Here is a 10,747-nt window from a genome sequence, read left to right on the forward strand (position 1 = left end):
AACGCGCAAGGCCCCGGACTGATGGTCCGGGGCCTTGCGCGTCAAAGGGACTGGTAGGGGGTGAGGCAGGAGCCAAATTGACGGCACGCGGCCGTGGTTGACCGATCTTTAGGACCTCTGATAAGCCAACTTCAGGACGTGCTCCCGAAGACGGACTCCCGACTCCAGCCGGACCTCGATGCGGTCGAGACGCTCCTCCGAGGAGAAGACGTTCGCCAGCGCCGGTCGGGGAAGGTAATCGGCGGCCACCCGGTACTTGTAGCGGCCGAAGATTCGGGTCAGGTCGACCCGGCCACGTTCGGTGACGAGAACGACCTTGTCTCCTGGGACCAGTTGCTTGAGGTTGATCACGGTGACCACCACCTTTCTTGGTCTTGACTTCCAGTCTCCTATTATATTAGTCGTCAGTTTACCGAAAAATGTTCCCTGTTTCTTATGTCCACCGGCGGGAAATCTCGAAAAACCTCGGATCAGGGGTCGGCACTTGGTCCGTCGGCTCTGAGGACCTGCCCGTCCCCGCGAGGCCTGGTCCGATCATTGGATAAGCGGACCAGGGTCGCGGAAGGGGGAGGCAGCCGGAGGAATGAAAAATGATGCGGGGTATTGCATAAGTATGCAGCACAAGCTATAATCCTCTTATTAGCTCTCAGGCCACTGGAAGGTCCATTAAGCTGGGCAAGGCTTGGCCTGGCCAAGAGTGCGACGGGGGAGAGGGAAACTGATCAACGTTGGCATAGCCGGCGCCACTGGATACGTCGGGCTGGAATTGCTCCGCGTCCTCGGTGGTCACCCGGCCGCCCGGGTGACCGCGGTCACCGCCGACAGCAACGAGGGGAAACCCCTCAACCAGGTCTACCCGCACCTCGGCGGGGGGACGGGTGAGGAAGGCCGCGGGGGGCCGACCCGCGAAGGCGGCGGCGCGCTGGTCGCCGGTCCGACCGATGCCAGGTGGCTGGCCGACCGTTGCGACCTCGTCTTCATGGCCCTGCCGCACGGGGCGGCGATGCGGCTCGCTCCGCCGCTGCTGGCGGCGGGGAAGAAGGTTATCGACCTCGGCGCCGACTATCGACTGCGGTCGGCCGAGACCTACCGGAAGTGGTACGGGATCGAGCACACCGCGCCCGACTCGCTGGCCCGGGCCGTCTATGGCCTGCCGGAACTCTGGCCCGAGCGGCTCGCCGGGGCCTCCCTGGTGGCCAACCCGGGCTGCTACCCGACTTCTTGCGCCCTGGCGGCGGCCCCCCTCCTCCGCTCCGGGCTGGTCGAGCACGACGGGATCATCTTCGACTCCAAGTCCGGCGTCTCCGGGGCCGGCCGGGGGCTCAGCCTGGGCACCCATTTCGGGGAGGTCAACGAGAACCTCAGGGCCTACAGCATCGCCGGGGAGCACCGGCACACGCCGGAGATCGAGCAGAGTTGCAGCGACTTGGCGGGCGAGGAGGTCGTCGTCAACTTCACCCCCCATCTGGTCCCGATGACCCGCGGCATCCTGACCACGGCCTACTTCAGTCTCACTCGTCCGGCGGACACGGCCGCGGTCCTCGACCTGTTCGCCGAGGCCTATCGGGGACGCCCCTTCGTCCGGCTTCGGACGGCCGGGCTGCCGCAGACCAAGGAGGTCCTGGGCTCGAACTACTGCGACCTCGGGGTGCGCGTCGACGACCGCACCGGGCGGGTCGTGGTCATCTCGGTCATCGACAATCTGGTGAAAGGGGCGGCGGGCCAGGCGGTCCAGAACATGAACCTGATGCTGGGCCTCAATGAGACGACCGGGCTCAACCTGGCGCCGGTGTATCCATGAAGACAGAGGAGAGGTTGACGACCACGACCATCATCAGGAAGGCTAGGGCGGAGGACATCCCCCAGGCCCACGCGCTGATCGACGGCTACGCCCGGCAGGGGCTGATGCTCCGTCGGCCGATGACGCTCCTTTACGAGTCCCTGCGGGACCTCGTCGTCGCCGCTGATGACGGGCGGGTCGTGGCCGTCGGCGGGCTCCACATCATGTGGAGCGACCTGGCCGAAGTGCGGTCGCTGGCGGTGTCCTCGGACTACCGGGGGCAGGGAGTCGGACGTCGGATGGTCGAGTACATGATGGGGGAGGCCGAGGCGATGGGCTTGTCGCGCGTCTTCGCCCTCACCTATCAGCAGGCGTTCTTCGCTGCCTGCTCCTTCACGGTCATCGACAAGGCCGAACTCCCGCAGAAGGTCTGGAAGGAGTGCGTCTACTGTGACCGCTTCGAGAACTGCGACGAAATCGCCGTCATCCGACGCCTCCCGGGCTGAGCCGGACTTGGGGCCGCTGGTCATCAAATACGGAGGCGCCGCCCTACCGCCGGCAGGCTCGTCGGCCTTCGACGGGGCCCTCGTGAGGCTGGCCGAAGACCTGGCAGAGGTGGGGCGGGCGGGGAAGAAGACGGTCGTCGTCCACGGCGGCGGTCGGGAGATCTCGGAGATGATGCGGGCTCTTGGCAAAGAGCCCGTCTTCATCCGCGGGCGGCGGGTGACCGACCCCGAGAGCATGGACATCGTTCAGATGGTCCTCGTCGGGAGGGTCAACCGGGCCATCGTCCGGTGCCTCAACGCGGCCGGAGTCCCGGCCGTCGGACTGTGCGGGCAGGACGCCGGCCTGGCCCTGGCCGTCAAGCGGATGGAGCGGGGGGAGGACGGGCAGATGGTCGACCTGGGCCAGGTCGGCGAGGTGGCCCACGTCAACCCCGGCATCCTCCTGACTCTGCTCGAAAGCGGCTATGTTCCGGTGGTCGCCCCGGTGGCCGCCGACGCGGGCGGCCTGACCTACAACATCAACGCCGACACGATGGCCGGAGCCCTGGCCGCCTCCCTGCGGGCCGAGTGCTTCGTCCTGCTGTCCGACGTCCCCGGTCTCCTGGCCGACCCGACCGTCCCCGAAAGCCTTGTCGATCGGGCTTCCAGGGCCGAGGTGCTGTCCATGATGGCCGAGGGACGCCTCGGCGGCGGGATGATCCCCAAGGTGGAAGCCTGCCTGCTGGCCCTGGAGGGCGGGGCGGCCTCGGCCCGAATCATGACCGGGTCGTCCCGGATCGTCAACCCGAACGGTGGAACAGTCATCACTCTCTAGTCACATCGCGAGGAGGAGCGGCAATGACCTTCGAGGCGGTCCGACAAGCGGACCACGAGCACGTTATGGGAACATACGCCCGTGCCCCCCTGGCCCTGGTGCGGGGGCGGGGGACCCGGGTCTGGGACAGCGAGGGTCGGTCTTATCTGGACTTCATCGGGGGGATCGCGGTCAACGTCCTCGGGCACTGCCATCCGGCGGTCAGCGCCGCCATCGCCAGGCAGGCCAGGACGCTCATCCACGCCTCGAACCTCTTCTACACCCTGCCCTACGTCGAAGTGGCCGAGCTCTTGGCCGGCACCGGCGTCCCGGGCAAGGTCTTCTTCTGCAACAGCGGGACGGAGGCCAACGAGGGGGCGATCAAGCTCGCCCGCAAGTATGCTCAGGTGACCGGCCGGTCGGGCCGCCGGATCATCGGGCTCAGCGGGGGGTTCCACGGCCGGACCCTGGCCGCCCTGGCGGCCACCGGCAAACCCGGGCTGTGGCAGGGCTTCGAGCCGATGCCCGCGGGCTTCGCCCATGTGGTGCCGAACGACGTCGCGGCTCTGGGAAAGGCCTTTGAACCGAGGGAGTCGGGGGACACCCCCTGCGCCGTCATCCTTGAGATTATCCAGGGCGAGGCCGGGATCCGGCCGTTGTCACCGGCCTTTCTGGCCGCGGCCCGGGATCTCTGTGACCGTCACGGCGCCCTGCTGATCATCGATGAGATCCAGACGGGGATGGGCCGGACGGGGACCTTCTGGGCCTTTCAGGGCACGGCGGTCAGGCCGGACATAATGACCGCCGCCAAGGGCCTTGGCGGCGGGTTGCCGATCGGTTTCTTCTCGGCCACCGAGGCGGTCGCGGCCGCCCTCAAGCCCGGCGACCACGGCTCGACCTTCGGGGCCAACCCGGTGGCCTGCGCCGCGGCCGTGGCCACGGTCAAGACCATCCTCGGGTCGGGTTTCCTCGAGCGTGTCGGCTCGGCCGGGGCCGCCCTGGGCGGCCTCCTGGCCGGCCTCGCCGGCGAATTCCCCGACGCGGTCAAGGAGACGCGGGGCAAGGGATTGATGGCCGCCCTCGAGATGACCTCAGTCGACCTGGCCAAGGCCGTCCTCGACGGGTGCCGGGACGACGGCCTCCTGGTCAATCGGACGGCCGACACCGTCATCCGGCTGTTGCCGCCCCTGACCGTCAGCGACCGGGAAATCCGGCGGGCGGCCGACGTCCTCCGCGGCGTCATCGGCCGGTTGGCCGGCCGTTAACGGATTGACCAGTAATCGAGGGCCTCGCCGCCGGCTGGGCTGACCAGCTTCAGCTCGGCCCCGTCCCGATGCCTGAGGACAAAAGCGATCCACCGGCCATCGGGCGACCAGGCGGGCATGATGTCGTCGTCGGGAGTCGCGGTGAGCGGTCGGGGTTGCCCGCGCCCATCGATGGCCGCCGCCACGTCGAGGACCCATAGGTCCCAGTTGCCCTTGGCGTTGCAGGCGAAGACCACCTTGGAGCCATCCGGGGACGGCGTCGCCCAGGCGGCGGCCCCGGGCAGGTCAACTTGGACCAGCTTGTAGCCTCCCGGGGCCGAGGGGTCGGCCTTCAAGAGGACCAGGCCGGCGGGGAGGTGGGGGATGCTGGTGCCCGTGTCGTAAGCCTGCCATGTCGTGATGGCGAAGGTCGAGCCGGCTGTGACCGGTACGGACGACGAACCCGGCGGGCCCCCCGAGTTGCCGGAACCGTCGGCGAAGCCGGCCACCGGCCCGCCGGAAAGCAGTGTCTTCACCTCGGCCGAGGCGCCGCCGGCATCCCGGCCGTCCCCGGCGACCGCCGTCTTCACGTCATAAGCGAAGTAGTGGCTCTGGTTCTTCTGGTCGTAGGTGTCGAGGAAGAGGAAGCGGCCATCGTTCCCGACCCACCCCAGGAAGTGCTGGGTGCCGCCGGACGGCGAGATCGGCCGGACTTTCCGCCCGGACGGGTCGGCGATGAACAGGCTCTGCATCACGTCGGAGTGAGCATCGACGCCACCGTAGTTGGCCACCACGACATAGCCCCGGCCGCCCGGGGCGGGGTGGGCCGCCAGCCACATCGGGCCGGCGTAGTCCGAGGCCGGGATCAGCCGCCGCGCGGAGGGCGGCGGGCCCGGGGCGACCACCCAGACCTCGTCCGGCGCGTACTTGCCCTCGGGGGTCCCGCCGGCCCTGGCGAAGACGAGGGCTCCACCGTCCGCCGTCCAGACGGGCCTCTGCCAAGGCTGAGCGCCTTCGGCCAGGCGGGTCAGGTCACGCGAGCCGAGGGTGGCCAGGGCCAGGTCATAGGTCAGACGAGCATAGGAAGCGGTCGGCTCGGCAGCCGGTCGAGCCAGGACGGCCAGGCGCCCGCCGTCCGTGGCCCAGGCGGGATAGGCCAGTTCCGGCCAGTCCGACGAGCCGGTTCGGAAGGAGAGTCGGAAGGGTTCGGTGGCCGCGCCCCAGACGGCCTCCTCGATGACCAGGGTGTAGGCGGTGAGCGGGGTCCAGCCGGTGTCGGGAGCCGGCTTGAAGAGCATCCGCTGGCCGGAACCATAGGCCTCCCATGACCCCTCGACGGCCGGGCGGAAAGCCGCCCGCTTGGTCAGGTCGGCCGGGTCGACGGCGGCGTCAAAGGCGATGACCACCCCGGCATCCTCGGGGACGTCGGTCATTCCCGGGAGGGGGAAGGTGCCGACGACGGCCAGGGCTTTCCCAACGGTGGGCGGGGGAGCCGAACCGTCCGGCGGTTTCTGCGGGGGAGCCGAGCGGCATCCGCCGACCACCCCGCCGACGAGGACGAGGAGAAGGACGAGGACGAGGAGAAGGACAAGGACCGGCGACCGGGTCAGGAGCAAGGGCCGACGCCGCACCTCGATCACCCCCCGGCAGGACTAGATCCTCAGCCCGCGCGCGGCGATCTTCGCCCTCGCCGCCCCGACCAGTTCATCCACGCGGGCCTGGAGCGTGGCCACCTCGGACCGGGTCCGTTCGACGAAGGCCGCGTCCCCGATGGTCCCCAGGTTGATGTCGACATTGAGCCGCGCGCCTTTGAAGCCGGTCTCATAGAGCATGATCCCCACCCCGACGTCGGTCACGGCGTTGGGGTTGCCTTTTTCGAGCAGCGGAATCGCGTCCGCGAGGGCCTCGGCGCAGAGGCGGCAAGTCTTCAGCGGGGCCGCCACGGCGCCCTTCAGGCCGGCCTGGATGGCCACGCTCCGCTGGGCCTTCTCCTCGTCGGTATCTTTGGGGAGCTTGTAGGCCGCGGCGACGACCTCGTAGGCCTCGGTGTCCTCCGCCATCAGCCTGGGGAAGGCCGCCATCCGCTCGACGCCGTGGGCGGCCAACTCCCGCATCGCCGGGTGGGCCGCCTCGTACTTCCGGCCGGTCAGGGTCAGGCGGGCGACCATGGCGAAGAGGGCCGAACCCAGCAGGCCGGCGGTGGCCGAGACCGCCCCACCCCCTGGGGCCGGGCTTGAGCTGGCGACGTCCTCGACGAAGCGGTCGAGTCGGCCCTCGTTCCCCGCGCCGAACTGGAAGTCGGTGATCTGTCTCTGGCTCTTGAAGTCCTTCAACTTCAGGTACCAGCGGGCGCTGCGGAGCAAGGACTCCAGCGGGACGAGGCCGACCAGCTCGGTGTCGGTGACCGTCTCGCCGTACCGCTCCGCCTCGCGCTGAACCAGCTCGAGCGCCCGGTGGATGGGCGTTTTCTGGTAGTCGATCAGGTTCATGGTCACCTGGGCCCGGCCGGTCTCCTCGATGAAGATCCCTTTGGCCTGGACGTTGGTCAGGCCACCACTGGATTCCCGGACCGCCCGGGCGATCGCCCGGGCCTTCTCGACGTTGGCCGTGCCCAGATTGGCGTTGAAGGCGACCAGGGGCAGCCTGGCCCCGACGGCGGTGGCCCCGGCGGTCGGGTGCATCCTGGCCGGCCCGAAGTCCGGCTTGCGCTCCGGCCGGGTGACGGCCTCCTTGAGGCCCTCATACTGGCCGCGGCGGACGTCCGGCAGGCGCTTCCGCCCCGGCTGGGCGGCCGAGGCCGCGTAGAGGTAGACCGGGATCCCCAGCTCCTCAGCGATGCGCTGACCGACGCGACGGGACATCTGGACGCAGTCGTCCATCTCCAACCCACTGAGGGGGACGAAGGGGATGACGTCGGTGGCCCCCATCCGCGGGTGCTCGCCTTGATGTTGCTCCATGTCGATCAGCTCGGTGGCTTTCCGGCAGGCTCGAAAGGCGGCTTCCTCGACCGCCGGCGGCTCGCCGATGAAAGTCACGACGACCCGGTTGTGGCTGGCGTCGGGGGCCGCGTCCAGGAGGGTGCACCCGGGGACGCCCCGGATCTCATTGAGGATGGCCTCGATGACCTCGGGCCTCCGACCTTCGCTGAAATTGGGGACGCATTCGACGATGGCTGGCATGAATCGGGCCTCCTTTGCCGTTCTGGATTCCCCGCCCGGCTGGTGGGTTCCTGCCAGTCCGTGACCTGCGCCGTCAAGCTGGAAGTAGTGTCGCATGGCCGCCGGTGACTTATTCACCGGCGGTCCTCCGGCCTTGGCGGCCACGAAAAGGGCACCGGCTAGCCGCCGGTGCCTCTCCGCGCCCGAGCCTTCCCGAACCTTACCGGTATCGCCCACCGTAGGCCTCGGCGGCGATCTCCGCCGCCCGCCGGGCCACGAAATCCCGGATCTCCTCGAACGTTGGCTGGAGGAAGACCGTCAGGCCTCGATCCTTGGCCGGCAGGACGAACCCGTCGCTCGACGGGTTCGTCGACGAGCTGAAGTAGGCGGCCGTCGTGGGGAACTTGGCGATGAACTGCGGGTCTTGGTAGATGCCGACCCGCCCGGCTGGCAGGACCCCGGCCACGGCCCACCGCAGGCTGTCCTTGAAGGCCTTGGTGGCCGCGGGGCACGAGCCGTAGTCCAGGACGGTCAGACGGACGGCCGGGTGGGTGGCCGCGGCCCTGACCGCGGCCGCCAAGAGGCTGGGGTCGAGCTGTCCCGGCAGGGGGACGGAGGTGACCAGGTGGATTCCGGAGTTCAAAGTGGCCAGGGCTTCGGCGGCCATGGCGGCGTGGCGCTGGGCCGCCCCGACACATTCAGACAATGGCTTACGCTCCTTTTCGTGATGGGCCCACGCCACATCTTATGTAGACTGGGCGGCAAATGAGCCGGTCAAGCTGCCCGAACCTGGAGGAGAGGAGTCCGGAGCGTCGAAGCTATCCCTCATGCGACTCATCCTCGTTGGTTTCGGGCACGTCGGGCGGGACCTGGCCAAGATCATCGCCGAGGGCTTCCGCGACCATTTCCGGGTGGTGGCCATCGTCACCGGGCGGCACGGCTCGATCATCGACCCGGGCGGCGTCGACCTCAACGCCGTGCTTCACGCCGGCCTCGGCGACATGCGCCCCGGGCAGCCGACGGCCCTCGAAGTGATTAACACCGTCCAGGCGGACACCGTGGTCGAGCTGACCACCCTCAATGTCTACTCCGGGCGCCCGGCCATGGACCACGTCGAGGCCGCCCTCCGCTCGGGCAAGCACGCGGTCACGGCCAACAAAGGCCCGGTCGCCTGGGGCTACGAGCGCCTGGCCGGACTGGCCAAGTCGGTCGACCGCCGCTTCCTCTTTGAGTCGACGGTCATGGACGGCATCCCCATCTTCAACCTCGCCCGGACCGGGCTGCGCGGCTGCCGCCTCCTCAGCTTCCGGGGCATCCTCAACAGCACGTCCAACTTCATCCTTCAGAAGATGGAGGAGGGCGTCCAGAATGCCCAGGCCGTCGCCGCGGCTCAGGCCATGGGCTTCGCCGAGGCCGACCCGACCCTCGACGTCGACGGTTGGGATGCCGCCGCCAAGGTGGCGGCCCTGGCCAACGTGCTGATGGGGGCCGGGATCACCCCGCTCGGGGTCGAGCGGACGGGCATCAGCGACATCACCGCCGCCGACCTGGCGGGCGCCAGGGCCAAGGGTCAGACGATTAAACTCGTCTGTGAAGCTTTCGGCGAAGGGGAGGGCGAGGGGGAGGGCGGGGGCCCGGAGAAACGCCTGATCGCCCGGGTCAAGCCGACCCTGGTCCCCATCAACAGCGACTTCGGTCGGTGCAACGGGGTCACCTCGATCGTCACCTTCCGCACCGACCTCCTGGGCGACTTCAGCGTCACCGAGCACGAGCCGGTTGGCCTGCAGACCGCCTATGGCGTTCTCAACGACCTTCTAGAAATCACCCGAGAGGAGGGGCCAGTATGGCCCAAGACAAGAACCTGATGCCTGTGGACGTGAGCTTCTGCCGTCGCGAGTTCCCCGCCCTGGAGATGAAGGTGGACGGGAAGCCGGTCATCTTCCTCGACGGCTCCGGCGGGACGCAGGTCCCCAAGAGCGTCGCCGACACGGTCGCCGACTACCTCCTCCACCACAACGCCAACACCCACGGCTACTTCGCCACGGCCGCGCAGACCGACCAGATCCTCGCCGACGCCCGGGTGGCGGTGGCCGACCTCCTCGGCGCGAAACCCGGCGAGATCGCCTTCGGGACGAACATGACCACTCTGAACTACGCTCTGTCCCGAGCCCTCGGACGGGACCTCAAGCCCGGGGATGAAGTCGTCATCACCGACCTCGACCACGAGGCTAACCGCGGCCCCTGGCTGGCCCTAGCCGAGAAGGGCGCGACGGTCAAGTCGGTGCGGGTCGACGTCGACCGGTTCCAGCTCGACTGGAACGACTTCGAGGCCAAGGTCGGGCCGAAGACGAAGATCGTCGCCGTCGGCTACGCCTCCAACGCCATCGGCACGATCAACGACGTCAAGCGGGCCGCCGCCCTGGCCCACTCGGTCGGAGCGACCTGCGTCATCGATGCCGTCCACGGCGCTCCCCACATCCCCGTCGACGTCAGGGACATCGACTGCGATTTCCTCCTCTGTTCGGCCTACAAGTTCTTCGGGCCGCACATCGGGATCGTCTATGGACGGAGCGACGCCTTCGCCAAGCTCGTCCCATACAAGCTGCGGCCGCAGGACGACCACCCGCCCTATCGCCTCGAGACGGGCACCCTCTGCCACGAGGGCATCGCCGGGACCACTCCGGCCGTCGAGTTCATCGCCGGCGTGGGCCGGCGGGCCGCCGCCCTGGCCGGGCAAGCCGCTCCGGCGGACCGGCGCGCCGCGGTGCTCGTCGGCGTGCGGGCCATCCAGGCCTACGAGGACGTCCTGGCCAAAAAGCTCCAGGACGGCCTGCGGGCGATTCCCGGGACGATGGTCTACCGGGCACCCGATGGGACGCCGCGGACTCCCACCGTGTCCTCGGTCTTCAAGGGCCGCAGGGCCGACGAGATGGCCAAGGCCCTAGGCCGGGAAGGGATCTTCGTCTGGGACGGCAACTTCTACGCCACGACCCTCGTCGACGACATCTTCAAGCTGGTCCCCCGGGGAGGCCTGGTCCGGATGGGCCTGGCCCCCTACAACACCGACGCCGAGATCGACCGCGCCCTCGCCACCGTCGAGGGGCTGGTCATGCAGGCCGGGTAGGCAAGAAGGCGGCCCCGGCCGCTTGACGGCTGGGAGCCCTTGATGGTCGGAGCCCTCAAGAGCCGGAAGCCCGGGGCAGCCCCGGGCTTTCGACGTTTCATCCAGCTGAAGAGGAGAGAACAGGTCGGCCGGCGGGTCCGCG

Annotated in this window: 10 protein-coding genes; 6 read left to right on the top strand and 4 right to left on the bottom strand. The window is 68.9% G+C overall.

Annotated elements, in window-relative coordinates:
• Positions 1-108: 108 nt before the first annotated feature.
• Entirely contained in the window at positions 109-351 is a 243-nt protein-coding gene (locus VGL40_01785) for a hypothetical protein (GenBank protein ID HEY3314001.1), read from the bottom strand.
• 331 nt (positions 352-682) lie between these two features.
• Between VGL40_01785 and argC the strand changes: the two genes are divergently transcribed.
• From argC to VGL40_01805, 4 genes are read left to right on the top strand one after another with little or no spacing between them, the layout of a single operon-like run.
• Positions 683-1,801 (top strand): N-acetyl-gamma-glutamyl-phosphate reductase, encoded by a 1,119-nt coding sequence (argC, locus tag VGL40_01790; protein ID HEY3314002.1) that lies wholly within the window; start codon positions 683-685, stop codon positions 1,799-1,801.
• On the top strand, positions 1,798-2,286 hold the full coding sequence (locus tag VGL40_01795) for an N-acetyltransferase (protein ID HEY3314003.1): 489 nt from the start codon (positions 1,798-1,800) through the stop codon (positions 2,284-2,286). The genes argC and VGL40_01795 overlap by 4 nt, the downstream gene beginning before the upstream one ends.
• Complete coding sequence (gene argB, locus VGL40_01800; protein HEY3314004.1) at positions 2,231-3,100, top strand: acetylglutamate kinase; 870 nt, start codon at positions 2,231-2,233, stop codon at positions 3,098-3,100. Before VGL40_01795 ends, argB begins: the two co-directional genes overlap by 56 nt.
• A gap of 23 nt (positions 3,101-3,123) precedes the next feature.
• Positions 3,124-4,344 (top strand): acetylornithine/succinylornithine family transaminase, encoded by a 1,221-nt coding sequence (locus VGL40_01805; GenBank protein HEY3314005.1) that lies wholly within the window; start codon positions 3,124-3,126, stop codon positions 4,342-4,344.
• Here the strand turns inward: VGL40_01805 and VGL40_01810 are convergent.
• The 3 genes from VGL40_01810 to VGL40_01820 all read right to left on the bottom strand — a co-directional run bounded on the left by VGL40_01810 (position 4,341) and on the right by VGL40_01820 (position 8,187).
• Complete coding sequence (locus tag VGL40_01810; GenBank protein HEY3314006.1) at positions 4,341-5,954, bottom strand: Ig-like domain-containing protein; 1,614 nt, start codon at positions 5,952-5,954, stop codon at positions 4,341-4,343. The genes VGL40_01805 and VGL40_01810 overlap by 4 nt on opposite strands.
• A gap of 21 nt (positions 5,955-5,975) precedes the next feature.
• Positions 5,976-7,502 (bottom strand): glutamate formimidoyltransferase, encoded by a 1,527-nt coding sequence (gene ftcD / locus VGL40_01815; GenBank protein ID HEY3314007.1) that lies wholly within the window; start codon positions 7,500-7,502, stop codon positions 5,976-5,978.
• 199 nt (positions 7,503-7,701) lie between these two features.
• On the bottom strand, positions 7,702-8,187 hold the full coding sequence (locus tag VGL40_01820; GenBank protein ID HEY3314008.1) for a hypothetical protein: 486 nt from the start codon (positions 8,185-8,187) through the stop codon (positions 7,702-7,704).
• A 121-nt stretch (positions 8,188-8,308) separates the two neighbouring features.
• Between VGL40_01820 and VGL40_01825 the strand changes: the two genes are divergently transcribed.
• Positions 8,309-9,346, top strand: coding sequence for a homoserine dehydrogenase (locus tag VGL40_01825; protein HEY3314009.1), 1,038 nt, complete (start codon positions 8,309-8,311; stop codon positions 9,344-9,346).
• Positions 9,325-10,605 (top strand): cysteine desulfurase-like protein, encoded by a 1,281-nt coding sequence (locus VGL40_01830; GenBank protein ID HEY3314010.1) that lies wholly within the window; start codon positions 9,325-9,327, stop codon positions 10,603-10,605. The genes VGL40_01825 and VGL40_01830 overlap by 22 nt, the downstream gene beginning before the upstream one ends.
• Positions 10,606-10,747: the final 142 nt, after the last annotated feature.

The sequence above is a fragment of the Bacillota bacterium genome (assembly GCA_036504675.1).
Lineage (GTDB): Bacteria > Bacillota > Sulfobacillia > JAJYWN01 > JAJZPE01 > DASXUT01.

What these genes read in the sequence shown, in the direction of transcription:
- VGL40_01825 (HEY3314009.1), top strand. Translation starts at nt 8,309, where the DNA reads ATGCGACTCATCCTCGTTGGTTTCGGGCACGTCGGGCGGGACCTGGCC.
- VGL40_01805 (HEY3314005.1), top strand. Translation starts at nt 3,124, where the DNA reads ATGACCTTCGAGGCGGTCCGACAAGCGGACCACGAGCACGTTATGGGA.
- ftcD (HEY3314007.1), bottom strand. Translation starts at nt 7,502, where the DNA reads ATGCCAGCCATCGTCGAATGCGTCCCCAATTTCAGCGAAGGTCGGAGG.
- VGL40_01795 (HEY3314003.1), top strand. Translation starts at nt 1,798, where the DNA reads ATGAAGACAGAGGAGAGGTTGACGACCACGACCATCATCAGGAAGGCT.
- VGL40_01830 (HEY3314010.1), top strand. Translation starts at nt 9,325, where the DNA reads ATGGCCCAAGACAAGAACCTGATGCCTGTGGACGTGAGCTTCTGCCGT.